General features: G+C 39.3%; 31 protein-coding genes and 4 pseudogenes. 22 read left to right on the top strand and 13 right to left on the bottom strand.

The window, feature by feature from the left end; all coding sequences use genetic code 11:
* Positions 1–87: 87 nt before the first annotated feature.
* Positions 88–648: a DUF1641 domain-containing protein gene (locus tag NST56_RS07095; protein WP_059292983.1), complete on the bottom strand. Its 561-nt coding sequence runs from the start codon at positions 646–648 to the stop codon at positions 88–90.
* The gene (gene fdhF, locus NST56_RS07090; RefSeq protein WP_339180987.1) at positions 641–3598 is read right to left on the bottom strand and encodes a formate dehydrogenase subunit alpha; all 2958 of its coding nucleotides are present in this window, start codon (positions 3596–3598) and stop codon (positions 641–643) included. Before fdhF ends, NST56_RS07095 begins: the two co-directional genes overlap by 8 nt.
* 146 nt (positions 3599–3744) lie before the next feature.
* Between fdhF and NST56_RS07085 the strand changes: the two genes are divergently transcribed.
* Both NST56_RS07085 and NST56_RS07080 read left to right on the top strand, forming a co-directional pair.
* Positions 3745–4311: a YjgB family protein gene (locus tag NST56_RS07085; RefSeq protein WP_010333852.1), complete on the top strand. Its 567-nt coding sequence runs from the start codon at positions 3745–3747 to the stop codon at positions 4309–4311.
* 100 nt (positions 4312–4411) lie between these two features.
* A complete protein-coding gene (locus NST56_RS07080) occupies positions 4412–4804 on the top strand; it encodes a DUF2809 domain-containing protein (RefSeq protein WP_339180984.1) in 393 nt (130 codons plus the stop codon).
* Between the two features lie 14 nt (positions 4805–4818).
* On the opposite strand, the gene NST56_RS07075 is transcribed toward NST56_RS07080, so the two are convergent.
* A complete protein-coding gene (locus NST56_RS07075) occupies positions 4819–5718 on the bottom strand; it encodes a DUF2268 domain-containing protein (protein ID WP_268505392.1) in 900 nt (299 codons plus the stop codon).
* A gap of 125 nt (positions 5719–5843) precedes the next feature.
* Between NST56_RS07075 and NST56_RS07070 the strand changes: the two genes are divergently transcribed.
* Positions 5844–6011 carry a YjfB family protein gene (locus NST56_RS07070; protein ID WP_010333849.1) on the top strand — a complete coding sequence of 56 codons (168 nt, stop codon included), beginning with the start codon at positions 5844–5846 and terminating at the stop codon, positions 6009–6011.
* Positions 6012–6138: 127 nt separating this feature from the next.
* Positions 6139–6612, top strand: coding sequence for a YjfA family protein (locus NST56_RS07065; protein ID WP_168747468.1), 474 nt, complete (start codon positions 6139–6141; stop codon positions 6610–6612).
* 50 nt (positions 6613–6662) lie between these two features.
* Here the strand turns inward: NST56_RS07065 and NST56_RS07060 are convergent, their stop codons facing one another.
* Positions 6663–8063, bottom strand: a complete 1401-nt coding sequence (locus NST56_RS07060) for a polysaccharide deacetylase family protein (RefSeq protein ID WP_168747467.1) — start codon at positions 8061–8063, stop codon at positions 6663–6665.
* A 273-nt stretch (positions 8064–8336) separates the two neighbouring features.
* On the opposite strand from NST56_RS07060, the gene NST56_RS07055 reads away from it, so the two are divergent.
* The 4 genes from NST56_RS07055 (at position 8337) to NST56_RS07040 (ending at position 10998) form a co-directional block, all read left to right on the top strand.
* On the top strand, positions 8337–8561 hold the full coding sequence (locus NST56_RS07055; RefSeq protein ID WP_168747466.1) for a spore coat protein: 225 nt from the start codon (positions 8337–8339) through the stop codon (positions 8559–8561).
* A gap of 124 nt (positions 8562–8685) precedes the next feature.
* A complete protein-coding gene (gene cyoE, locus NST56_RS07050) occupies positions 8686–9675 on the top strand; it encodes a heme o synthase (protein WP_339182112.1) in 990 nt (329 codons plus the stop codon).
* A gap of 495 nt (positions 9676–10170) precedes the next feature.
* Positions 10171–10479, top strand: a complete 309-nt coding sequence (locus NST56_RS07045) for a YjdJ family protein (protein ID WP_010333844.1) — start codon at positions 10171–10173, stop codon at positions 10477–10479.
* 324 nt (positions 10480–10803) lie between these two features.
* Complete coding sequence (locus NST56_RS07040; RefSeq protein ID WP_326226898.1) at positions 10804–10998, top strand: DUF4177 domain-containing protein; 195 nt, start codon at positions 10804–10806, stop codon at positions 10996–10998.
* Between the two features lie 233 nt (positions 10999–11231).
* Here the strand turns inward: NST56_RS07040 and NST56_RS07035 are convergent, their stop codons facing one another.
* The 3 genes from NST56_RS07035 to NST56_RS07025 all read right to left on the bottom strand — a co-directional run bounded on the left by NST56_RS07035 (position 11232) and on the right by NST56_RS07025 (position 13258).
* Positions 11232–11999 (bottom strand): MerR family transcriptional regulator, encoded by a 768-nt coding sequence (locus NST56_RS07035; RefSeq protein ID WP_326226897.1) that lies wholly within the window; start codon positions 11997–11999, stop codon positions 11232–11234.
* 126 nt (positions 12000–12125) lie between these two features.
* Positions 12126–12269, bottom strand: coding sequence for a YrzO family protein (locus NST56_RS07030; RefSeq protein ID WP_010333841.1), 144 nt, complete (start codon positions 12267–12269; stop codon positions 12126–12128).
* 17 nt (positions 12270–12286) lie between these two features.
* The gene (locus NST56_RS07025) at positions 12287–13258 is read right to left on the bottom strand and encodes a DMT family transporter (protein WP_268446479.1); all 972 of its coding nucleotides are present in this window, start codon (positions 13256–13258) and stop codon (positions 12287–12289) included.
* A 127-nt stretch (positions 13259–13385) separates the two neighbouring features.
* Between NST56_RS07025 and NST56_RS07020 the strand changes: the two genes are divergently transcribed.
* The gene (locus tag NST56_RS07020) at positions 13386–14252 is read left to right on the top strand and encodes a LysR family transcriptional regulator (protein ID WP_268446480.1); all 867 of its coding nucleotides are present in this window, start codon (positions 13386–13388) and stop codon (positions 14250–14252) included.
* Positions 14253–14596: 344 nt separating this feature from the next.
* Positions 14597–15103 carry a GNAT family protein gene (locus NST56_RS07015; RefSeq protein WP_268505383.1) on the top strand — a complete coding sequence of 169 codons (507 nt, stop codon included), beginning with the start codon at positions 14597–14599 and terminating at the stop codon, positions 15101–15103.
* A gap of 40 nt (positions 15104–15143) precedes the next feature.
* Here the strand turns inward: NST56_RS07015 and NST56_RS07010 are convergent, their stop codons facing one another.
* From NST56_RS07010 to NST56_RS06990, 5 genes and pseudogenes are all read right to left on the bottom strand, one after another.
* Positions 15144–15626, bottom strand: a complete 483-nt coding sequence (locus tag NST56_RS07010; RefSeq protein WP_229147878.1) for a YjdF family protein — start codon at positions 15624–15626, stop codon at positions 15144–15146.
* Between the two features lie 421 nt (positions 15627–16047).
* Positions 16048–16341, bottom strand: a complete 294-nt coding sequence (locus NST56_RS07005) for a YozQ family protein (RefSeq protein WP_268505380.1) — start codon at positions 16339–16341, stop codon at positions 16048–16050.
* A gap of 74 nt (positions 16342–16415) precedes the next feature.
* Positions 16416–16538 (bottom strand): biofilm-forming protein, encoded by a 123-nt coding sequence (locus NST56_RS07000; RefSeq protein ID WP_168747461.1) that lies wholly within the window; start codon positions 16536–16538, stop codon positions 16416–16418.
* 341 nt (positions 16539–16879) lie between these two features.
* Positions 16880–16984, bottom strand: a pseudogene (locus tag NST56_RS06995) (chitosanase); the annotation flags it as partial.
* A gap of 141 nt (positions 16985–17125) precedes the next feature.
* Entirely contained in the window at positions 17126–17569 is a 444-nt protein-coding gene (locus tag NST56_RS06990; protein ID WP_268505376.1) for a DUF805 domain-containing protein, read from the bottom strand.
* 282 nt (positions 17570–17851) lie between these two features.
* Here NST56_RS06990 and NST56_RS06985 point away from each other — a divergent pair, with 282 nt between their 5' ends.
* The 4 genes and pseudogenes from NST56_RS06985 to NST56_RS06970 all read left to right on the top strand — a co-directional run bounded on the left by NST56_RS06985 (position 17852) and on the right by NST56_RS06970 (position 20466).
* Positions 17852–18247: a hypothetical protein gene (locus tag NST56_RS06985; RefSeq protein ID WP_010333833.1), complete on the top strand. Its 396-nt coding sequence runs from the start codon at positions 17852–17854 to the stop codon at positions 18245–18247.
* A gap of 435 nt (positions 18248–18682) precedes the next feature.
* Complete coding sequence (locus NST56_RS06980) at positions 18683–19141, top strand: DinB family protein (protein ID WP_339180970.1); 459 nt, start codon at positions 18683–18685, stop codon at positions 19139–19141.
* A 131-nt stretch (positions 19142–19272) separates the two neighbouring features.
* Positions 19273–19693, top strand: a pseudogene (locus tag NST56_RS06975) (T7SS effector LXG polymorphic toxin); the annotation flags it as partial.
* Between the two features lie 542 nt (positions 19694–20235).
* Positions 20236–20466 carry a spore coat protein C gene (locus NST56_RS06970; RefSeq protein WP_339180968.1) on the top strand — a complete coding sequence of 77 codons (231 nt, stop codon included), beginning with the start codon at positions 20236–20238 and terminating at the stop codon, positions 20464–20466.
* A gap of 362 nt (positions 20467–20828) precedes the next feature.
* Here the strand turns inward: NST56_RS06970 and NST56_RS06965 are convergent, their stop codons facing one another.
* Positions 20829–21110: a putative quinol monooxygenase gene (locus tag NST56_RS06965; protein ID WP_268451259.1), complete on the bottom strand. Its 282-nt coding sequence runs from the start codon at positions 21108–21110 to the stop codon at positions 20829–20831.
* Between the two features lie 408 nt (positions 21111–21518).
* Here NST56_RS06965 and NST56_RS06960 point away from each other — a divergent pair.
* From NST56_RS06960 to NST56_RS06925, 8 genes and pseudogenes are all read left to right on the top strand, one after another.
* Positions 21519–22143, top strand: a pseudogene (locus NST56_RS06960) (EndoU domain-containing protein); the annotation flags it as partial.
* A 20-nt stretch (positions 22144–22163) separates the two neighbouring features.
* Complete coding sequence (locus NST56_RS06955; RefSeq protein WP_326332790.1) at positions 22164–22499, top strand: tRNA-Val4; 336 nt, start codon at positions 22164–22166, stop codon at positions 22497–22499.
* A 62-nt stretch (positions 22500–22561) separates the two neighbouring features.
* Positions 22562–22768, top strand: a complete 207-nt coding sequence (locus tag NST56_RS06950; RefSeq protein ID WP_339180963.1) for a hypothetical protein — start codon at positions 22562–22564, stop codon at positions 22766–22768.
* Positions 22769–22783: 15 nt separating this feature from the next.
* Positions 22784–23176, top strand: coding sequence for a hypothetical protein (locus NST56_RS06945; RefSeq protein ID WP_339180960.1), 393 nt, complete (start codon positions 22784–22786; stop codon positions 23174–23176).
* Between the two features lie 33 nt (positions 23177–23209).
* A pseudogene (locus NST56_RS06940) lies at positions 23210–23517 on the top strand (hypothetical protein).
* 53 nt (positions 23518–23570) lie between these two features.
* Complete coding sequence (locus NST56_RS06935) at positions 23571–23870, top strand: contact-dependent growth inhibition system immunity protein (protein WP_229147867.1); 300 nt, start codon at positions 23571–23573, stop codon at positions 23868–23870.
* A 472-nt stretch (positions 23871–24342) separates the two neighbouring features.
* Entirely contained in the window at positions 24343–24672 is a 330-nt protein-coding gene (locus NST56_RS06930; RefSeq protein WP_114168528.1) for a YolD-like family protein, read from the top strand.
* Positions 24673–24785: 113 nt separating this feature from the next.
* Entirely contained in the window at positions 24786–25238 is a 453-nt protein-coding gene (locus tag NST56_RS06925; protein ID WP_114168526.1) for a type II toxin-antitoxin system antitoxin SocA domain-containing protein, read from the top strand.
* Positions 25239–25251: the final 13 nt, after the last annotated feature.

Raw genomic sequence — 25251 nt, 5'->3', positions numbered from 1 at the left:
ATTCCTAGAATATGAATACTTTTTACTAGTCCATTAGACCTTTTCATCAAAAAACCCGAGCTGGCAGCAGCCGGCTCGGGTGGGTGGTCAATCTCGCTTATCCATTCCCCTTTTCTCTCGGGGTTCCTGATGATGTTTTTGATGCTCCGGAGGCTGAGTTGTGCGTTCCAGCTCCTTTGTATCTTGTCCCATTCCTTTTAAAAAGGAGAACAGCAGCGTAACCGCTTTGTTGATTTCCGGGTCTTTAAGCGACCGGATGATATCAAAATAACCTGTTTTCTCTTCACTGTTCTTCTGTTCTACCGCGTTCGCCACACCGGCATTCACTTTCAAAATGAGCGGCTCCAGCTGTTTGACATCCAGCATGCCAAGCGTTCCAAACAGGAGAAGCAGGTTTTTAAGCATATTGGCCGTTTCCTCTGTATCTGCCTTTTTCACTAGGATGTCAAGGACTTTATCACCTTGGCCAAAAAGACCGCGGAGCAAGGGCAGTACGCCCCGATCGTTCATGTGCCCAAGCATTTGCAGCGTCTCCAGAATGGCTTCTTTGTTGTCGACTAAGGCATCTTCGATTTCTTCTAAATCACGTTTGCGCTGATCTTCTTCGGTCACCTGTACTTTCTGAATGCGTTTAATCGCTTTAGCCATTGTGCCCAAGCCCCCTTTTCACTGCGTCGCCAGGGAAAATGTAATCCTTCCGCGCCCATTTCTTATGAACCTGCACACCAATTTGCGGCTGCGGGTTTCCGTTGCGGTGATTGATTTTAGGCAGCGGATTGATTCCATCCTGCTTCAAGATTTCCATCTTCGCTGATGTTTCTTTGTAAGCAGGCGTGTCGGTATCCTTGTCCGCGTGGCTGCCTGTTAACAGGTTAATCGCCGCTTCCCCAGAATCGTTCATTGGCAGATACACTTCCTTCCCTTTGACACGATCGGTGATCAGACATTTCACCTTCACATTTCCAAAAGGCGATGTGAGTCTGACAAGGGTCCCGTCCTGAATCCCCCGTTCTGCCGCAAGCTCTGGAGAAATTTCTAAGAATACATGCGGCGTTTTTTCAGAAATGCCTTTTGATTTATACGTCAGGTTTCCTTCGTGGAAATGCTCCAAGAGCCTGCCGTTATTTACATGGATATCATATTCTTCACCGAACTCCTCGGGCTCAGTCCATTGAACCGGATAAAGAATCGCTTTGCCGTCCGGGAAAGGAAAACGCTCTGTAAAGAGTAAAGGCGAATCCTTCCCATCAGCACGAACAGGCCATTGCAGGGAATTGTAGCCCTCAAGACGTTCATAGGTTACTCCTGCATAAATTGGTGACAGCATTGCAGCTTCTTCCATTATGTCGGAAGGATGCTCATAATTCCAATTGGCCCCAAGCTTATTCGCTATCTCCATAATAATCTGCCAGTCCGGCTTTGATTCACCCAGAGGTTCAAATACCTGGTATAAACGCTGAATACGGCGTTCAGTATTTGTAAAGGTTCCTTCTTTTTCAAGGCTCGGGCTCGCGGGAAGAACAACATCTGCAAATTCTGCCGTCCGAGATAGGAAAATGTCCTGCACAACAAAGAAATCAAGCTTTTCATATGCGGCGTGCACATGATTGATATTTGAGTCGACAAGACCCATTTCCTCCCCTTTTACATACATCGCTTTCAGCTGTCCGGAATGGATTTTTTCAATCATTTCATGGTTGGTCATGCCCGGCTCCTTCGGCAGCTGCACACCCCAGGCTTGTTCGTATTTCTTGCGGACTTGTTCATCCTTCACTTTTTCATAGCCCGGCAGGCTGTCAGGCATGCTTCCGAAGTCACTTGCCCCCTGGACGTTGTTATGGCCGCGTAATGGATAAGAACCCGCACCCGGTTTTCCGTAGTTACCTGTGACAAGCAGCAAATTTGAAATCGCAGTGCTTGTATCGCTGCCTCCAATGTGCTGGGTCACACCCATGGCCCACAACGCGCACACACTGTCAGCCTCATGAATCATTTCAGCCATTTGGATCAGGGTTTGTCTATCAATTCCGGTTTTCTCCTCTGCATATTCAAGTGTGTACGGCGCAAGGCTTTTCACGTATTCATCCCGACCGTTGACCCTTTCCTGCAAAAAGCGTTCATCGGCCTTGCCGCTTTCAATCAGATATTTGGCGATGGCATTCAGCCAGACGATATCTGATCCGGCACGCGGCTGGACAAATAGATCAGAACGCTCAGCCATTTCGTGTTTTCTGATATCGGCCACGATGACCTTCTGCCCTCTCAGCTTGTGAGCCCGTTTAATGCGGGTAGACAATACCGGGTGCGACTCTGACGTGTTCGAACCGATAATCAAAACTAGATCTGCCTGGGCGATATCTGTAATCGATCCTGAGTCACCGCCATATCCGACTGTCCGGAACAGTCCGGCAGTAGCCGGAGACTGGCAATAGCGCGAGCAGTTATCCACATTATTTGTGCCGATAACCCCTCTGGCCAGCTTTTGCATCAGGTAGGATTCTTCATTCGTACATTTAGACGACGTGATAAAAGCAAGTGAGTCAGGGCCACATTCTTCTTTCAATTCAGTGAACTTGCCGGCGATCAGTGTTAAAGCTTCCTCCCACTCTGCTTCCCGGAAATGGTCGCCTTCGCGGATGAGCGGTTTTGTCAGACGCTCCTCGCTGTTTACAAAATCCCAGCCGAACTTGCCTTTTACACAAGTGGAAATGCCATTGGCGGGCGCCTCCTCCTGCGGCTCCACTTTCAGAATATCTCTGCCCTTTGTCCAAACATCAAAACTGCAGCCGACACCGCAATAGGTGCAGACGGTTTTGGTTTTTTTGATTCGTTCATCACGCATGGCAGATTCCATGTCAGAAATGGCGAGAATCGAGCCGTAACCTGTCTCTACGCCTTTCGTGATCTCAATCATCGGGCGCAGTGACTTGTTATTGATGCCTGTTAAATATCCTGCTTCCCCTTCCATTCCTTTTTCCATCATCGCGTTGCACGGACATACGGTTGAGCAATGGCCGCACGACACACATGACGACTCGTTAATCGGCACGTCATGATCCCAAATGACACGCGGGCGTTCCCGCTCCCAGTCAATCGTCAGTGTTTCTGTCACCTGTACATCTTGGCATGCTTCGACACAGCGGCCGCACAAAATACATTGATCAGGATCATACCGGTAAAACGGATGGGATTCATCCTTATGATAAGGCTTATGATCAAACGGGATGCTTTGGTGATTGATTTTCATTTCCTTCACCGTATTATGTATTTCGCATCCTCCATTGTTGTAATCACAAACTGTACAGTAAAGCTCATGATTATATAAGATTTTATCCATCCCGATGACCTGTGCTTTTTTCACATCAGACGAAACCGTATCAATGACATCGCCATCCTTCATTTCAGCAGAGCACGATCTCTTCAGCTCACCATTGATGCTGACGATACACGTATCACATGTTTCAATCGGCCCAAGGCTCGGATGATAGCATACTTGCGGCACTTCGATTGAACTGTTATTCAAAAGCTGCAGCACCGTCTGGTCTCCGGCTGTCTCTAGCTCAACGCCGTTAATTGTTACTTTTTTTGTGTCCGCCATCTCCATTCCCCTTTCTTGCGTTTATATACCGAATTACCCATTTCAGTTCCCTTACATGTGCTGATTAAAACATACAGAGCGCATAGGAATGTTTTAATGCACGAACACCGGGAAACGACATGATAGACAAAAAGGGAGGGAGAACCATGAAGAAAACCATTTCCGCATTAACAGCGGCGGCAGCACTGTCATGTACTGTTTTTGGCTTTGGGACGGCAATTCCGGCGAAAGCTGCCGCTCAGGCAAATCCGCCTGCTGAAGAAACAACCTCATCATCCGCTGAGCTTGTAAAAAGTCTTTATAACACCGCTTTTACAGGTGAAATGCCGCAGCAGGTACAAGGCCTTACGATGAACAAAAGCACAAAAGGGGATGTCCATGCCAAGATGGGAGAACCGGAAAGACCGGCTGGAGGAAACAATATGTTTGATTTATACAGCTGGAATATGGGAAATCCCGGTTACGGCTTTTCCTATAACAAAGACATGACCATTTCAGAAATCCGTTACTTCGGAACCGGAGTAGAACGCCATCTGAATCTTGGAGGGGTTACACCGGATGTACTGAGCGATCAAATTGGCCCCGCCGATCGAATTTTAACTGTCCCATTCACGGATGAAATCGACTATATCTATGATACAGGCCGCTATGAGCTTCATTTCGTCATTGGAGAAGACCAGACAGCCAACCATGTCAATCTAAGAGCAAGATAAAGTACCTGCGGCTGTTCAACCGCTTTTTTTATGGACAAAGTGAGGATGGATTCCTTACAATACATGGGAGGAAAAATGCGAGAAGAGGTATCAATCATTAATGAGAAGGAACCGGTTCATATATGCGGCCTTTACAATATTCATCATTGGATTGGGACTGGGGTCAAGAGCATTCTCCAGTTTTCTTCCGGCTAGCGTCAATGCCTATCTCGGAGATGCGCTGTGGGCCGCAATGATTTTTACGGGCTGCGGCTTTCTGTTTCAAACGATGAAAACCATCACGACAGGCATTATCAGCCTTTCATTTTGCGTTATTATCGAATGCAGCCAGCTGTACCATGCTGAGTGGATCGACCGGATCAGGGACACTTCGCTCGGCGGCCTCGTGCTGGGGTACGGATTTTTATGGAGCGATATCATAGCTTATACGATAGGAATTGTCACCTGCACACTCATAGAGCTGATCCATCAAAACATCAAAAAGCGCCGCTGACGTGACGCTTTTTCTTATAGCGAGAACAGCCCACACTGAGACAGAATCGTCTCTGTATCCAAGAGCGTGGCCTCCTTTATATCGACCCGGTGTTTATTCATAAAAGACTGAACAGCGTGATATCCAACCGCATATCCGGCAAAAGCAGATAATCCCGCCGGCTCAAAGCCTTGCGCTTTCGCTATTTGATCTCCAAACATGTAACGGCTCACCTCTGAAAAGCCTTTTACATCAAGCGCCTCTTTTATAACTTCAATGGAATATTGCAAATCGTCCCGATCAAAGCGAGTAACCCAAGGGCCTAATTGTTCTTCGCCAAAGAGCTCCCGCGCAAATGACTCAGCCAGCCCTTCAATGACAAGATAATCCCCGACTGACACAGAACCTCGGTGAAAATCAAAATACGAAAACCGCAGATTATGATGAAATTCATGGGCAATAATCGATGAAATCCTCAGAAGGTTATAGCTGTTCGGATACATCCAAACGTGAATAAAGCCTGGAATTCCCCCAAACCCGCAATACCCTTTTTGCAGCTTCAGCTTGTTTGGATCAGCAATGTAAAGCCCGAACCTCATTTCTTCCGCATTTACTCGCAGCTTTTCACGCTCGGCAAAATGTATACACTGCTGCAGCGCAGATGCAGCAGTCTCGGCAATATGCAATTGCTGCAGTTTTCTCAATGCTTTCTGTCCGGTTTCAGCATCACACACATCCAAATAACCAAGCATCTTTACCGCCATCATCACATCATATCCATTCGGTGTCTTCGCTTTTAGCGGAACCTGTATGGCGCGCCACATTCTTTCAAACGGTCCCATCATCGTATACCGAAACTCGTCCTCTCTTTCGTGTTCTTCCATGGAAAACAGCTTTTCATATTGCTGAAAGGTCTGTTCTATTACGATATTCATCCTAATCCCTCCTTACGAAAAATATACGGTATGCCGCAGCGTAAGGGTCAACAGAAAAAATTAAGCCTTTCTGCCCTATAAAATCAAAGCGGGCCGCCGATAGGAAAGGCATAGGAGGTGTAGCAATGGATATTCCTGCATTATCAGTTGCCATGCATCAAGCAAATCTGGCCCAAAATGTTGATATCGCTTTAACGAAAAAGATGCTGGACACTGCCCAGCAAAATGCGGATCAAACCCTTAAGCTGATTCAGCATCCGACGCTTGGACAAAAAATTGACCTAAAAGCTTAGCTTCACGCTAAAGGCGGCAAAGAAACACCATCTCCCGGCCGTCTTTGTTTTTCACAAAAAAGCATGCATGTTTTGCTCTTTCCTCCGTATGATTAATTGTTTGTCATTTTAAGGAGGTCAGGAAAAAATGAAAAGAATGGTTAAAAAGGTGTCTTTGGCGTTGTTCGCATTCGTATTTATTTTTGCCGTCAAGGGAGCACCCGCTCATGCGGAAACGCATGCCTACGATGGAAAAAGCCCTTATTACAATGATTGTGCGTCCAGTGCCACCACAAAAAAATCTTCTAACCTAGTGAACGCAAACAATCAAGTCATCGGAGTCGTCGAGCTCAAGTTCAGCAGTACGTGCAAAACGGCATGGGCAAAAATCACGATGAACAACACCTTGACAACAGGCTATGAAGCAAATGCGGAAATTACCCGGAACACAGATAAAAAGAGATATAACTGTGACTCTGCAGGCGGCAATGGCAAAGCAGTGGCAGGCCAAAAATCTTGTTATACGCCTATGGTTTATGACTTAGACCCGAGAACCTCCTACGCTTTCGGTAAATATTCAGGCCCCAACCTGAATGTATGGGCAACCACAGGCTCTTATTAAAAAGAAAAAAGGCTGTCCAACGGGCATTTCCCGCGACAGCCTTTCCACAATTATTTCGCTTCCCTTTGTTTTTTTACCTCTTCAAGCTGAGTGACCGTCACCAATTGGTAGCCTTGATCGGTCAGTCTTTTAATAATTTCATCGGCCGCATCAGCAGAGGTGCCGTAAATATCGTGTACTAAAATCGTCTTACCGTCAGCCGCGTGGCTCATGACTCGGTTGACAATTGTGTTTTTATTTCGATCTTTCCAATCTTCCGGATCAATGTCCCATAACGCGACATCCATTTTCAGCTTGCTTCGCAGTTCATCATTAATGCCCCCATATGGAGGCCGCACAAGCGCCGGACGATACCCGCTTATTTTTTCAATTATGTCCTGCGTGTCATTGATCTGCTTTAATGCCTCTTTCACTGAAAGCCTTGTGAGAAGCGGATGGCTCCATGAGTGGTTCCCCACTTCATTCCCTTCTTTCAGCATTCTTTTTAACGTTTCCGGATAATATTGAACCCTGCTGCCCAGCACAAAAAACGTTGCATGTCCCTCATATTTCTTCAAGGAGTCCAAAATCTGATTTGTTGTCGCAGGATTCGGGCCGTCGTCGAAAGTAAGCGCAATGACTTTTTTATTCGGATCAATTGTTTCTTCTTTGGGTAATGAAATGACTTCGTGCTTCGGTTTTTGTTCTTTGATTTTATTTTTGTTTTTCGCTTTATCAATATATTGTTCTTTCAATATATCTTTTAAAAGATGTTTCTTAATCGCAATCGACTGCTCTCCCAGATAGCCCGCAGCGACTTGATATGTATCAAAATAAAACTCGATATAATCTTCCTTGACGGCAAAACGGCTGAAATTGTCTTTTGCCGGTGCAGTTCCCTCTTTTAACAGTTCGTCGTCCGCTGCAATGTCCTTATTCTTTTTAAGCTCATGATAAGCGATCAGAGAAAGCTTTTGTAAATAATCCGATTCCTTTTTAAAAATATCATCAATAGAAAGAAAGGCTTCCTTACTAAAATCAAAGTTAAACGTTCTTTTCACGGTTTGTCCATGAGCGCCGCCTATGTATTTATATTCAGTAAAGACCACTGCCGCTGTCTGCTTGGCGTAATGAACGATTTCGTAATCGATGTTGAGTTCATTGCGCTTTTTTGTATGCTCCTGGTCAGCATCTTTCGTTTCCTTTTGAAATTGCCGAACCTCTTTCTCTGCGAAACGCTTTAATGCCGCATCCATTTTTTTATTTTTAAAAACAGGATAGTTGACCGCGTAATTAAATGTTTTCCCGTCATTCACAAGCGTTGCGATCTCTACATCTCCATACTGAGAATCGGTTTTCACTTGATTCATGACCGTTTCTTTTTTTGATGTATTATGGCAAAAGCCTATGACCCCTGCCACACAAACTACTGCTAGCAATAATTGAAACCATTTGATTCTTTTCCCCAACAAAACAAATTCCTTCTTTCGTAATCACTTCGATTTATATTCCATCAATAGATTCAGATAATGTTCTTTATGCTTTTTCTTCCCAATGAGAAATGTTTTTGTAACATTAAAGTAACATTTATTTCACATTTGTAATATTAGGAGATTTAGAAGTTCTTGTCAATCCCTTTCTAAGGATTTACTCATTAAAAAAACAATCTGGTCAATGGACATACACCTATTTCTCATATCAGGAATAAGGTAAACAGAATAAAAAATGCTAGGGAGGTAACCCTCTTGGAATTTCCTGTGAATTACGACCAGTATGAGCAAGTTTCCCCTTTTGATGAAAGACAGCCATATTACTACCCGCGTCCGCGCCCTAGACCGCCCTTTTATCCGCCTTATTATTACCCAAGACCGTTTTATCCGTTTTATCCACGTCCGCCTTACTACTACCCGCGCCCTCCTTACTACCCTTGGTACGGATACGGCGGCGGATATGGAGGATACAACAGATAGCAGGTTTATGTACCGAAAATGGGGGCAGTCCAGCTCCCCTTTTTTTGTATAAATATTGACAATATCATGACAAATACAGGAAATAATTGTGATCTGGCTGGCCTCTTGGTACGATAACAAAAGCATGCAGTTTTGGGGGAGGCGTCTATTTTTGGAGAATTCAAGAGTTTCTGCTCCGATTTCTGAAACAAAATACATAAAAGCCTCGAACCGGGTATCCGTTTACGATTTTATAAAGCTTGCAAAACCCGGCATTATCATATCAAACTCAATAGCAGCCTTCGGCGGATTTTGGATCGCATTTGTGAGCTCAGAAAAACCATTAACGGGACTCGCTTTTTTCATGACAATGGTGACGGCAATGCTTGGGACCGCGTTTGTCATGGCTTCCGGCACTGTCTACAACAACTATTTTGATCGGCATATGGACGCAAAAATGGAGCGCACCCGCAGCAGGGCCTCAGTCACAGGAAAAATGCCGCCGGCTTTAATCTTAACGTATGGCTCTGTTTTAGGAATAGCAGGTCTTGCCATGCTGTATTCCCTCAATCCTTTACCTGCAATTCTCGGACTGGCCGCCTTTATTTTTTATGCCATCATCTATACAGTATGGGTGAAACGGGCCTCGGTATGGAGCACATTTGTCGGAAGCTTTCCGGGAGCTGCTCCGCCGCTAATGGGTTATTGTGCCATCACAGGAGAAATTAGTGTAACCGCCGTTATGTTATATGCCATTATGTTTCTGTGGCAGCCCCCGCATTTTTGGGCCATTGGGATAAGACGCAAAGAGGAATATCGAGCGGCTGGTGTCCCGCTCTTGCCTGTTGTAAAAGGAAATCATGTAACGAAAGTAAAAATGATTCAATATATTGCAGTCCTGGTGCCGGTTACGCTATTATTTCCTTTTTCTCTCGGCACCGGCCATATCAGCCCATTTTATTTTTTAACTGCCTTGGTTCTTGGAGGTATATGGATCAAAAAAGGCGTCCATGGATTCAAAACAGACGATGACGTAAAATGGGCAAAGGATATGTTTGTCTACTCGCTCATTTATTTTTGCTTGCTGTTTTTTGTCATGATGGTTGATTCATTTGTAATGTTTTTAATCAGATGATTTTATGCAAAAAGAGCCACACATTAATGTGACTCTTTGTTGTTTGGAAAAATAGTCTCTAATAGAAATGTCATGATAAAAAACACAGCCGTGCAAATCAAAAATCGTATGATTTCCATCAAAATCCAGCTATGGGCAATACTCATATCATCGGTTTCCTGGAGGGCTGCACATATTGAAAAAATAGTAAGTATGTATTTTATGATTTCTTTGTTCATGGACACCATCACTTTCTGGATATGATCACCAATATCCAAAATAACACATAGCTGAGAGCGACAAAAGACGAAAGAGTAAAAAAGCACCCGCCCAGGCAGAACTAAAATTCCAATGAGATACATAATGTCTATCCATTCTAAGATATGAAACTATACCAGACTAAGATCTTTTCCATTACCAGTCCCAATCCGGAAATAAAGAAAAAATTGTTTAACTGCCTACATTATGGTAATATATGATTTGCTTTTCTCATGTTCATTGATTTGGAGGCATACGATGAAAGGGATTGTTTTAGTTGTTCAGCTTGGATTTTCATTTATGGCTTTTCTGTTTTTAGCCGCTGTCAATTGGTATCAAGGAAGCGAGCTTGTTTCAGATCAATTCGATTGGAATTACACAGCCAAATTTACAAAGCTCCTTAACGGCATTGACACCATCACCAGCCCCAAACAAATTTCACAGCTGGACTTTTTCATATACTCTGCGAAACACTATCCACTCATGAGTATACTGATGATCTGTTCGTTTTTATATGTGTTATTATCACTTGTTTTGCTGATCCGCGATTGCCACACGGCTCGGTAAAGAATATGTCATTTCCACATGCCCCATTGAAATATCATAAAAGGAGCACCGTTATGATCCTCTCCCCCTTTTTCTAAATCGCCGGTTCATCTAGATGATAGGACAAGGCGTACCTCGCTCTGCGTTCTTGCTTCCGACCATTGGCTTTTTTTGAAAATCAGCATCTCACGATTAGGTACTGGTCAATCAGAACTGTGTGAATATGATCAGAACTCGAATGTTCTTGAACCGTTAGTTATTTTCGGTATGTTCATCTTTTGTTTTCCCATCTTTCGGAAACTTTTCTCTCGCTCTTTCGTATAACCTTAGAGGAGGTATCACATGATGAAAGAGTATGAATTCGTTAGAGTCGAACTTAGTACCATGAGAAGAAGGCCCAAAGAAGACTACCAACAAATCATCCGTGATTATGCTCAAAGAGGATGGAAGTTTATTCAGATTTTCGCCCCTAGTATAGACGGGTATGGAGCAGCTGCTTATTTTGAAATAATATTTGAAAGAGATGTCGAGGATGCTTAGTCTTTATGGCTAAGTATTCTTACATACATTTATAAAGACACATTTAAAAAAGCTTACAATTAGTAAGCTTTTTACATTTTACAGGTCCTACGCTACCTTACATTTCAAACTTTTTGAAGAAAGTAAACAAGAGGATTCCCCATCATTACCAAGGAATACTCTTGTTTATTTCAATCGTGCTTCAAACTTCGCAATCGTTTTCGCCTGATAACGTCCATGCATCAGTTGCACGCTTAATCATTTACTTTCCCCGTATATACATAGATCACCTGTCTTAGAAATTCAGCTAATCCCTCACCATGTTGATCGTAATATCGTTTAAAGCGCTCATCTGATACATACATCTCCCCTAGACCTACATGCGCTTCTTTGCTGTAGTCGCTCCAATGATAAAGAAGCCATTTTTTGTGCAATTCCGCCGCTTTCAATGCATCTTCACTTTTTGGATCTCCTTCTTCAAATGCTTTTTGAAGTTTTTCGAACATTTCTTTCTCTGTAGCGGTCAGCTCTTCATATTGCTCCTTTGTCATATTCAACACTTTTTGGTTAGCTTCTTCTACCACTTCTTTGCCGTACTTTTGGCGTATTTCCGCTCCGTATTTCCTCTCGTTTTCTTCCACAAGCTCTTTTTTAAATCCGGTAAATTTCTCTTTATCTCTCATCTTTTCATTTCTCTCCTCTGCATGAATTGTTTTCTCTACATTTTGGATAAGGCTATCAATCCGGGCTCTTTCTTCTAAAAGCTCTGAATGATGATCCTTTAATGCTTTCTGACGATCAAAAGATGGGGAAAAGATTAATTTTTTTATCTCCTCTAATTGGAAGCCTAACTCTCGATAAAATAAAATGTGCTGTAATTGGTTGACTTCTTTTTCCCCATAAATTCGGTATCCAGATGAATTAATCCGTGCTGGCTGTAAAAGGTTAATCTCATCATAATACCTAAGCGTTCTTGTGCTGACTCCCGCTAATTTGGCTAACTTCTGAACGGTATATTCCATTTCTTCTCCCTCCTTATACAGTAACCGTACACTTTAACGTAACGTGAATGTCAAAGCTTTTTTTAAAAAAAGATCTCCTTGAATGTTTCAAGGAGATGATGTATCTACAACTTGTCATATACCGGATTATCTGGTGTCTTTATTAAGAAGTTCTTTTAAAAGTTGATTGAACTCCTCCTGTTGTTTTATATTTTTGCGGCCATTTCGATTAATTGCTGCTAGTTCGCAGACAATTCCAGCCGAAATAAAAAACAATAAACCTTCAAACATATAGCATCCTCCAACGTTTAAGAAATAGTCAACTGTGTTTGTTTATTTTCTAAAGATTGCTTATCATTTTTATCTTCCCTACGCTGAAAAATGTTATTTAGAATAAGTGCTGTCATGACAAGCAGTGTTCCTGCTACATCAAAAATGGTGATTTTAGATCCTTGTATCATCATGATCAACAATGTAGTAATGGGAACAAAGTTAATAAATAAAATCCCGTTAATGGGTGATAAAATTTTAACACCATAGTTCCAGCTAAGGAGAGCTACGATACCTGGTAAAGTAATCATAAATAATAAGTCATACTTAATTTCAGCAATCACTTTTATACTTGGTATGGACACGTATCCTTGAGCGGTGAGCGCAGCTGTTAGAATACCCGTTATAGCTGTACCAAATAAACATGTCAATGTTGAATAGCGCAGTGTAGACCATTCTTGAAACATCTGTCCTCCCATTGTATAAATGACCCATCCCACAACACCCATTAAAATAAAGGTTAGCGAAAACAGATTATCTCTCAATGTATAAAAGAAACTCATATCACCTTTGGTAATAACAAATGCGGCTCCAAAAAAAGCAATCATAATAGATAGAATCTTATATTTTTTCGGTTTCACATGTTTATACCCCCAAAGGATAAAAATAGAAATGATTGGCATCAGTGCCTCTGCAATAGACGCAGTCATGATTCCAGACTTCCCCATCAATCTTTGGCCCCAAAAAATAAAAACATTGTATACAGTAAACGCCATCACACCAAAAAAAATGAGCAATTTTGCTTTACCCTCTAAACGAAATGATTTCTTCCCCTCCCTCACCAATAATAAAATCACTAAGATAACTGCTGCCACACCGTATCGAATAGATGAAAAATAAAATGGATCAACAAATGCTAATGCATGATCCGCAACTGGAAACATTGCGCCCCACGACATACTTGCTATTAAACATGTGAGGACACCAATGAATAATTGGCCGTTTTTCATTGTCATTTCCTCCTTTTCTTGTATTGACAATGAGAATTATAAAAAGAGGAATGACATCATGTAAAATGAATAAAAATGATGAAAAACATCATTTATAATGATATTTTAAATGAAGGAGGGATACCGAATGGAGTTGCGAGACTTACAAATTTTCCAAAGCGTTGCCCATCACAAAAGTATTACCAGCGCTGCAAAGGAATTAAGCTATGTACAATCCAATGTAACAGCACGTATTAAGCAATTAGAAAACGAACTCAAAACACCTCTTTTCAATCGGCATAAAAAAGGGGTAACATTAAATCCCGAGGGCCGAAAAATGCTTGAATACGTAAACAAAATCTTGATAGATGTTGAAGAGCTAAAACAAGTCTTTCTTGATAGTGATATACCGTCGGGAATATTAAAAATCGGGACAGTGGAAACAGTGAGGATACTGCCGACCATCTTAGCCTCCTATTATAAAAAGTATCCTAACGTTGATTTATCATTGCAGGCTGGCTTAACAGAGGAACTGATTGAGAAGGTAACTAACCACGAATTAGACGGGGCTTTTATATCAGGGCCAATTAAGCACTCCATACTCGAACAATATGATGTCAATACTGAAAAACTTACTCTAGTAACAGCAAATAAAACGTTTCAAATAGAGGATTTTATGACGACGCCGATCCTTGTGTCTAATCAAGGATGCGGATATCGTTCTAGGCTAGAACATTGGCTCAAAGATGAAGGTTTGCTTCCAAAAAGAATTTTGGAATTTAACATTCTAGAGACCATTTTAAACAGTGTTGCACTTGGTCTTGGAATCACAGTCGTACCCGAATCTGCCATTACACATCTTTCAGCCGCAGGTAAGGTTTATTGTCACCCGCTGCCTGAGAAATATAGCATGATCTCAACCATCTTTATTCGTCACAAAGACGCTTACATGACAAATTCGATGCGCAGCCTGCTGAAGACGATTGGTGAGCATCAAAGTATGTGTATGTCTTAGGAAAGTCTGCTACTGCTTTGTTCTCACCGCCAAACTTATGCATATTCCTGTGAATGATAAATAATAAAGAGCAAGCACCAACTCTGCTCCCCCTTTACTCCGTGTCATCCATTTTTTCTATTTAATATTTAGATGCAGACGGTTTTTCTTACCATTTTGAAGGCATACTGATTTCTTAATCGTTTTCCTGTACCTAGTTAATGAATTTTTCTGGTGTGGCACATATGACGGATACGTTAAAGAGAGAAAAAATTATGTTATGAAGTGCCAATTCATTCTCGGGATAAATTAACGTAAAAAAGGATTCACAAGTATGGATATCAAGCAGAAGAGAGGCTAAAGAGATGGTTCTCCTTGAAACGGATCGGTTACTATTAAAAACGATTGATGTTAACCTTCTAGACGCTGCATCTAAACGGGATCATCAGGCTATTATAGACCTGGGTTATAAAACAAATGGGGAATGGCCAAACTCCGATTTTTTTGAAGCAATTCCTTATTTCCGCGAGATTTTAATGAAAAACAAAGGAACAAAAGGATTCGATTCATGGATCATTTTAAAGAAGGATGATTATGAAATTGTTGGAGGAATTGGATTTTTAGGCGACCCTGATACGGATGGCATGGTTGAAATCGGCTTTGCAACAAATAAAAGTCACCGCCGTAAAGGTTATTGTTTTGAGGCTGCTCAAAAGTTAATAAACTGGGCATTAAGCCAAGAGAATGTTAGCTGTATTACGGCTAGATGTGAACATGGCAATATTGGTTCACAACATATTTTGGAGAAGTTAGGGTTTAAACTGGACGCTAAAGAAAAAGACTTTATCCATTGGAGATACGCTAAAGTGTAAAAACATATAAGAAAGCAGGCTCTATGCCTGCTTTCTTAAGCTATTTTCCTCTATGCTTTTTTTTAGCTTTTTGCTTTCTGAGGAGATACTTTTGTTCTTTTATTTTCTCTCTTTGTTCTTTGGTTATTTGTTTTTTCTTTTGCTTGTTCGCTTCAAACTCTTGTTTCATGGCTTCCTGTGCCTTTAAGGATGCTCCGGCACGTTTTAATTCCTTCGAAACCTGACGTTGCAATCTTTTCGGATTTATCTTTTTCTGATCTTGGGCTTTTACACGAACCCCTTCCTGCTCAGCCTGAGACAGAGTCTTTAAGAGCTGCCTATTAACAAAATCGAATACTTCAGAATCCTTCGGCTCATTGCCAAACAAATGCCGAGAGGCCTTTAGTTTTCCGTTTTTCACAACCTCGATAACGCCTACCCAAAACTGACCATCGTAGTAAATCGTTAATTTCATAACGATTCCCCCCTCTTTTAAATGATGAAAGAATGACGGACATCCCGAGGAGGGGAAGGTTACTGACATGTAAAATGCATCCGGACTACCAACCGAATCGTGTTTTTTCATTCTTCTGCATAAATTTTATCAATTTTTCCATTTAGAGAAAAGAGATTGATAGCATCCTTTACGTTTTGTTTCATGCATCAGCATGAACCTTTTTCTCTATTCAAAATTAAGAAATCCAAAGAAGCCTGAAAAAGATTAAATATAATTGCTTGTTATAGACACTCTTGTAATGAGAAGGGTTCTCTTCTTTTAAAAGATTATCAGGCTTCGGTTTCCTTTTCGTTTCGCAAATGCCCGCAGCTGTCAGGCCCGTTCACATAAACCGTGAATGCATTATTTCCACACCTCTTTTGAAAAAGGCCTCAGAAGTAGCCGTCGATCAGATGAAAAATAAAAACGGAACTAACTCAAGTTCATTCGAGTCAGCTCCGCTTGATGATTAGTCCAAGTTTTGGTCGATGGTTCCCTCAAAATAGTCATCACTGACTTGTTCATGCGTTTCTGCCAAACCCTGTTCCAATTGCGTGCTTCCTTTGTAATCTGACGGTTCAAAATATCTTCCTGCCACATTCATATTTTCGTTTGCTTCTTCTTTGTTATTGGTTTGTTCGTTCTTGTCTAATGTCTCCGACTTAGGATTGCCATGTAGGGTTTGATTAAAATCAAAGTCCTTGTCGATTTCAGAAAATCTTTTATAATCATCAGGTCTGTCTGCTCCATTTTTTTGAGTCACATCATCCACTCCCATTCCTTATCAATCAATACGACAGGCCAAAAACAGTTGGCCTAAATCTTGTGAAACAAAACTTATTTTGTCCTCTTTGAATCTGTACCATGTTTTTTAGGATCATCTGCTTTGAATGCTGTTTCAGTCTCATGATCATTTCTCATTTGTTCAATACTTGAATTTTGAATCCCTTTTTTCGTCATCATTTCACCTCTTTTCTAAAAACATTGGAATACAGCTCCCCCCTTATTCTGTCTATTGAGCAGGCATTCATTCACACCTTTTGACCAATAAAAAAAATCCCCCTTAACTTAAGAGGACCCTTAGTTATGAGAACTCGTTCTGTATCTGCCAAAGTATAATTTAACTTTCAGTCAACACAATAAGTTCAAAGATGATGTTATCCATTTTAATATGACAGAAACTTTCTATTTACTGTAGAGAAACACTCTTTATTTAGGGGGGATCAGCCAGAGCGTGTATATTCGGAAAGGGTGCAGCCGGTTTCTTTACACCCGCTACTTATTTGCTAACGAAAATCACCTTATTCTGTTGAATGGATATTAATCGGTCCGTTTAGATTGTAGTTGTTGGACTTGGCGATAGAGCGAAGCACGTCCAAACGGGCAACCGATTCACTCCACTCCTCAGGGTGTCCGGATCTGCTAGGTTCATCTTTGAGGAAGTTGCTCTCTAGCTTGAGGTCTTAGATTAGGTTTCCTTATGAGATTTTCAGGCTAAAAAAAACACCCCAATCGCTAAACTCGTTGTCTAACAATTGGGGCGCAATTTACGATTCATTTATAGCATCCTTAGGATTTTCTCCATATTGATTAACTTTTGTTTCACTATCTTGGCAGTTAAAGACAAGCATGATAATAGGACCGACTACCGGAATAAAGCCTATACATATCCACCAGCCACTTTTGCCGATATCATGCAATCTGCGGATACTGAGAGCAAGCGACGGAAGAAAAACAGCTAACTGATAAAGAAAGATCAGAATATATGCCAGTAATCCCCCGCCATATCCAATTACGTATCCTACTTGAGAACTGGCATATCCTTCTGCAGCCAATGGGCCTGATGTAAATAATCCAACTAGTATTAATGATAATAGTAATAAAATAACACAAATGATGCCATTAAAAAGATGAAACATCCAGTATTCCTTTCGCCGAGCTCTGCCTTCAAAATTGACATAGTTCTTTAAGCCATCCCAATACCACTTCATATCATTTCCTCCGTTACCAATACTATAGTTTACTGCAAAACATATCCATTATATCATAAAAACAATGAAAAATAGGAGGTCTATAAAACTAGTCAATGGCAAAAAGATCTCATTATCAAATAGCTTGCTATACAAAAAATGAAGGCAGGCGTTAAAAAAAAATAGACAAGTTCATGATCCTCACTCCTTTAGTTCCATTCTTAGTCAACGTGAAACAAAACAGGAATTAACGAAATATGCCAACATACACTTTGTATGAATGTAAACGAAGGAGTGGTTACTTTGTATCATTACTATTATGTTCCTGCGTTAATTCCTCACTTACCACCTGCTCATCACACGCAAAGAAATCAAGACTTTTCAGAAAGACAGCGAAGAAGAGAAATCACATTGAATGTAGATGGCTTTATACCGCCATCTTCCACCGAGGATCTTGGTGACGGCTTTTATTCTTACGCATGGACTAACCAACAGGTCATAGATCCTGGTGAATACCTTGTTTGTTATCTTGAAGGAAGAGAGATAAAGGTCATTAATGGCGGGTTTACTCCACGTGATTATGCTCCATTGTATGCAATAGGCAGCTATCCAAGGAGAAGAAACCAGTGGGTGATTACGATTCATAATCCTCTTCAAACCCAAAGAGCCATATCACTTTATCTCATTGCGAAAAGATAAAACAACACATTGCACACATTAAGCATCCAGATGATATTGAAATCGGGATGCTCATTCTTTTTCTGTTTTTATATGTACCAGTACGTTGATGTTTGATTTTGTAAAGTTGGATTATTCTTGAGCTGTTTGCCTATCCTTATTTTTTTCTTGAATTGTACGTTTCAGTGCTCAATGTATGTTGAGTACTAGCATAATCAGAGCATGAGCAATGTTTTTTGCCCTTCTATTCCTCCCAGTATTGAACGTATATCTTACTTTTTGATTTCATTTCCCTCCCATCCTTTGTACATGTCGCTATATAAGCAGACCAAACAAAAATCGGCGGGAACGCATTTTAATAGAGGATGAGGATGATATATTAGCGGCAGAAAAGGAGTTTAGGCATAAAACGCTAATTTTTATCAGAGGAACAAATATTATATTGGAGTGTTTACAATGATTAAATTTTTTGAGTATAACTGGCAGGTAAGAGATGAATGGTTTGAATGGTGCAATCACTTAACTACTGAGGAATTATTAAAAAACCGCATTGGAGGAGTTGAAAGTATTTTATATACCCTCTTTCATATCATTGACGTGGAATATAGTTGGATTCGTGCCATTCAAGGCAAGAAAGACATTGAAGTGAATTTTAGTGACTACAATACCATTCAAAAACTTAAATCCCTTTCAGTTACTCTGCGTACTGAAATTAAGGAGTTTGTTGACAAAGACTTAGACAATTTAGAAGATGAACTTGTTTCAATTCCATGGATGAAAGAAATGTTCAAAAGGAGTGAGATATTACATCATATAGTTGCTCACGAAATTCATCACATTGGACAACTATCTGTTTGGGCAAGAGAATTCAACTTAAAGCCAGTATCTGCTAACTTTATTGGGAGAGGGATATAATTTAAAGATATGTGTAGGAACTGAGATTTAAATGGTGGAAATAATAAGATGCCTTTAAACAATTGAAACACTTCATCGTTATCAAATGAACTTTTTCGTGCCACAGGACTCAAAAAGGTAAGAATATGATCATGAAAGTCTTTAAAGCTAAAACATTGCTATCTGAAGCTGAGAGCTGATCAAGAGAATTCAAGAGAAGAAGAAGCCAGATGGTCAATCTCAAGAAGCCTTCAATGCCGGAGCAGATTTAGATGACAGTGAGTTTTCCGGCAAAGGTGCCAATAACATCAACCCATTTTATAAAGATTATGCGAGTGTTGCTGACAATTCGATTGATTTAAATGCTATAAAAATTGCTTTTTTAATAAACATTTCATGTTCTTTAGAGGACGCCAGCTTATCTGTGCATACATCGAAAAATCCTCTTTAGAACACAAGCTGCTAACGCTTACACAAAATCAAAATCCATTATGTCTGAACAGAAGAAACCCATACATAAAAGATATCTTAAGTGCTATAAACGATATCCTTCCGCTTGACCTATTAAGCAGCTGGAGAGCACCCCCCCCCTGACTACTCTCTCTGGATTAGGAGCTTTTTGTGAATTGAAACGGATCTGGTTCAATCTAAAGCATGTTCATATTTCTAAAAATCCGTTCATTTGTCTTCCCTCTTCTCTATATAATTTCAATATCTCTTAAGTAAGCAGCAGCGTGAATGAAATGATTCCCCCGATCAAAGTAGGGTTCGCTCTCATGCCCGGCCTGTAATCGTGTTGGACATATATCCTAAAGCCGCATCCTATTAGTTGAAGCAGTAGTATCCTGAGAATAAAAATCAACAGTGGTTAAGGAAAGCCTTACTACTATACAAGCCCTACCGTAAAGTGAGCTAACATTAAAAAGAAGTACGGCCTAAAAGATGTTCGTCTTCATAACTTTCGGCATACAATAGTTCGTCTATTCACTGTGATCGAATTCTTTCACCTAACTGATTTTAAACAGCCCTATTAATAAAATATCAGTGAATTTGACCATACCATATAATATAAACTTCATATATTAATTTTGATCAAAACAATAGGAGGGTTTACATTGGGTTATTATAAAAAATATAAAGAAGAGTATTACACTTGGAAAAAAACTTATTACAAGAAGTATTACGACCACGATAAAAAGCATTATGATTGCGACAAAAAGTATTATGATTTTGATCATGACAAGAAGTATTATGATGATGATCACGATTATCATTACGATAAAAAGTATTTTGATGACGATGATCATTATTATGATTATGTCAAATCGTATAAAAAACATCACTAAATCTCTTAACACCTATAAAAGTTTTATATAATTAATACACTTTATGGCAAGTGATGTAAAAATAGAAAAGCTCCCTATTCTGTGGGAGCTTTTCTTAGAAATTTGAGATTTTATGTACATATCCAGGTTGAAATTAACCACCGCTGAACTTTTCAATAATTTTGACCCTAAAACGAGACAGGAATAATGAATTTCTAAGCCGAAAAATCAAGTTTGTCCTTTTATTTAAAGGCATATTGAATTATACATCTGATGATTTCTGAATGAAAATGATGATTGTTGGCAGAGTTGGACATAAATCCGTCAATAATTTACAAGTGGCTGTGTTCTTAGTCATTGAATGGCTCTTTATAAGGAGCTTTTTAATCATTCACATTACTTTTCATTAACCATTCAACTTCCGTTAATTCTTGTTTTTGAACGTCTTTTGTGTGTTTTTGCGTGAAATGGGCTTTAACAGCTTCTTCGTTTTCCCAAATCTCCCAAAGCATTATTTTACGTTCTGATGGTTCAAGCGGATAAGCATGAAATTTGATACACCCTTCTTCTTTGTTTGTTTCTTCCTCAAGTTTTTTAAATTCCTTCATTATTTCATTAAGGTCCTTATCACTGATGATTTTTAAACATGCAGTTATGTAATGCACCGTAATCCCCCCTCTTTACATTATTCATGGCTTTTCATTATAGCATTTTCTCGGAAAATAAAAACAACTGCGAAATTTATATAATGGTTGCCCTATGGATTTACTAGCACTAGAAAACTGTGGAGTGTATTAAATAACAAGAAATAGCGGATAAGAATCAGCAGCTAACCTATTGGGGCTTCAAACTTCTCCATCTTATATGCGGGCAAACTTATTCTGAAGAAATATGTCTGAAATAAACAAATAATACTTCAAGTTTTGCTTTCGTTTTCGTCGATAAATGCAATCTTGAGTAAGCTGGAACAGTCTGACAGCATCAGCTGTTGAAAGCCCTTCTAAAAAAGAGGGCTTTTATTTATTTGTTAAGTAAACAGACAAAAAGGAATCGAATGAAATAAGATATTACGGACCAAGCTTTCTAAAGTAGGTAAAGTGGCTGAAGGTGGAACAGCCGCTGCTCATGTGAATAATGGGATTAAAAAGGGAACAGCCTATATTAATTCTATTGTTAGAAATAAGAATGATCTTGCACTTGTCGGGATTGCCCAAGACATCGATAATACGTATAACGCAAAAAATACTCCTCTATTAAAAAGGATTGTTGAAGATCAAAAAGAGAGTATTCTCAGGAAATCAGAGACTTCTAATTTCAATTCGGGAAATGGTAAGTATACTACAGGTACAATGAAGCACATTTACCGAAATAAATAAACGCGGAAAAGCAGTTGGTTATCACCATGAAAGTATGATGGGCGGAAAGATTATTCCAGGTACTGAAAAGAAACCTGATAAAAATGGAGTTTATATGGCAAAGGTTGAGGTTGATGGTGTTAAAAAAATAGCTGATTCTAGTTTCTTCCCTAAAGAGTGGAACCGTGCAGATGTATTAAAAGCTATTGATGAAGCTTATCAAACTAAAAAGCAAATCGGCTCAAATAAATTCAGGGGCATCTCTGCTTCGGGTATTAAAATAGAAATGTATCTAAATAAAGATGGAACAATCGCAACTGCTTATCCGTTATACAAAAAATAATCTTGAAGGTGAAATAGCATATGAAATATACATATAAATTTGAAAAAGATCCATTTGGTGATTTAGGAATGGTATTGCCAGAGAAAATCAGTATTTTCTCTGATTTTATTGAAAACATCGCTACAGAAGAACAAGCCAACGAGTATATAGATTACATTGAAAAGGTTTTAGAAGGGATATATGAAGATTTTGAGATTGAGTTAAATGCTACAAGTGTTCTCATCAAAAAAGATGTGACAATTGTTGAAAACTCTTTTAGGATAGAAGAACCCTATGAAAACTCAATTGAAACCGATCAATTTAGAGAGTTGTTAATAATATGGCGAGATAAAATTCCAGAAATATTTAATGGTTAAATAAAATTAAAACCCTTCTTACGTAGAGAAGGGCTTTATATCGAGGTGGGGATTTCATACGGTTGAATGGGATTTCGCAGAGCATACCAGTTGGCCGAATGTCTGGAGATAATAAAGTCCTTTGGAGATTAGATTATGACCCCGAAAAGGGGCCTCATATAAATATTGAGGATTATAGAAATGGAAAAGGAGATAAGGCAAAGAAATATTATATACCTTTTAACGGAAACGAAAATACTTATAAAATCCCTTTTAAAACATTTAATTAAATAGGAAGTGTTAATATGACTTTATACGAAGAATGTCTAGAAGCTCTTGGAAATAACAAAGAAGTTCTCACTATTTCTGACACACGCAAATATCATGAACAACTTGGCGAAAGTTTCCCCTTCACATCATGGGGAAGAATTAAATGGGATGAAGTAACTACTCACAGATCTATTGATTACGCTGAAGATATCGATGAATGGTTAATTGAGAATAAAATAGATGATAAAACTATTATTCTCCTTTGGGCTTACGGTGATTATCCAGCTGTAAAAACCAGCTTAGACAATGCCTTAAACGTAATTGATGATGTAACTGCTGTAGGTTCAGATACTTTCATGTTCAGCGAATCTGGTTATGTTATTGAATTTTTCCATGATGGAGATGTAACAATAGGAAAGGCAATTTGAAAATAATAGCCCTTCTTAGTTAAGAGGACCAATATGAACTTAGAGAAAAAAATGGAAGCTATATTAATTAAAAGAAAAGAACTTAATTTTAATAATGATTATGGAATTCAAAAGAGTTGGGATGAACAAATTGAAGTACTCTCAGAAAATGAGGAAAATACAATTAGCTATTTAGAAAATTGTAATAAAGAAGATTTATATTGGATCAGTGAGGTATTTGAAGATTTAGCTGAAAGTTTGCAAAGTAAAAAACTTATTAATTGTTTAAGAAATTAGATGAAAAATACCCTGACTTAGAAATGACAAACGATATTGATATAGCAGAAAGTTATATAGAATAAGATACGCACCATTTCTCAGATTTGAAGTTAACATTTCTTGGTGGTGATAAGTAATGATTGAAATTGAAGTTTCTGATCCTATGTTTAGATTCCTTGGTGGGTTTTTCCATCAGGATATTGATACTCCAGAATCAGCACTGGACGGATACTTAGGAGAGATTCCAAAAGAAGAGCAAGAAACTGATATAGTAGCATTAAAAGATTTTATTAACAGTGATTATTCGGATGAAGAAAAGAATGATTTTATCGATGAAGCTGCTGACGGAGTGGACATTCTTAGTTACGGAGTATCTCCATTAGTATGGCTCGAACAAGTTATTCAAAAAATAGAAAAGAATATTGAAACCTTATAATCCATTAAACCTAGCATAGAAACAGGGCTGATTTTGAATTCACTTCTTAATCAGCCCAAAAAAATTTTCGTCCTCAATTCGTCCCATGTAGACACAAAGCTAACAAATATAACTAAATACAAAAATAAAAACCCTTGCTGCGCAAGGGTTTAAGCTATGATTCCGACTGGGCTCGAACCAGCGACCTCTACCCTGTCAAGGTAGCGATTATGTTCTGACACGAACGGATGTTTTATTTCCAAACCCTATTTTATAGGGTTTTCTTACATAAGTTTCTGATTAAAAATATTCCTTTTTGATTAAAAATGAAGAAGTTGGTCCCCAATTCGTCCCCATCTGTCCCCAAATAGCATTATAACTTACCGATTCTTTTTCTAATTAGGATTAAACTACAGCTCTTGATATTCCATTATTTTCTCCGTTGATAAAAGAACATTTGTTCGCATATAATTTATTCAAGGAGATGATCGGAATGAGTCAAGGAATTTACGACAAGAGATGGGAACAAAAATTCATATTGCCTGAGCAAAGGGCTGTCCTTTTAAACAGAAAGAGAGAAGTCCAAAAGGTTGAAAAACCCATTCTTGATGAATACCAACTGGAGGAGATGGCACGCACTATTTACGAAGCCATGGAGTTTAATTCCGCTCTGGTCATCCGTGTATACAGAGACGGTTTTATCGAAGAAGTTACAGGACATATTCATTACATAGATGAAGTAAAACAGAGGCTGCACGTGAAGGATTTAAAAGGTGATACATGGTTTATTGCATTTGAAACGCTCCTGTCTGTAGATGAGTAATAAAATCATGAACAACATTGCTTATTAATCAAATAAATGTTTTGAAAAGTAATGACGTTCTCTAAAAAATAGAGTACATTATATATAAACAAATGTAATAAGGAGGGGTTTAGATGACTGCCTCAGATATCGCCAAATTCTTTATATCACTAAGTAAACCTGGTACATCAAACAATATTACAAACTTAAAACTCCAAAAAATTTTATACTACGCTCAGGGAAAATTCTTAGCACTAAAAGGTAAACCCTTATTTGAAGAGGAAATTGAAGCATGGGTACACGGTCCAGTTGTTCCGGAGGTTTATCATGAATATAAAAAATTCGGATATAGTGATATTAAACAGCCTGAAAATGACGAGATTATTAATAATATAGATCCAGAGTTAAAAGCCTTCCTCGAAAAGATATGGAAGGAATATAAGAACAAAACAGGGAAAGAATTAGAAGAGGCTACCCATAACGAAGATCCTTGGAAAGATGCAAGAAACGGGTTACCTGATTTTATATCTTCTAATGCAAAAATACCCAAAGAAAAATTAAAGGATTTCTTTATTACGGCTAATTAAAAAAGCCGTAATT

Origin of the sequence: Bacillus sp. FSL R5-0560, from assembly GCF_037966305.1 — a bacterium.
Lineage (GTDB): Bacteria > Bacillota > Bacilli > Bacillales > Bacillaceae > Bacillus > Bacillus mojavensis.
Note: the sequence above shows the minus strand (reverse complement) of the source record. Positions and strands in the feature narration are given on the sequence as shown.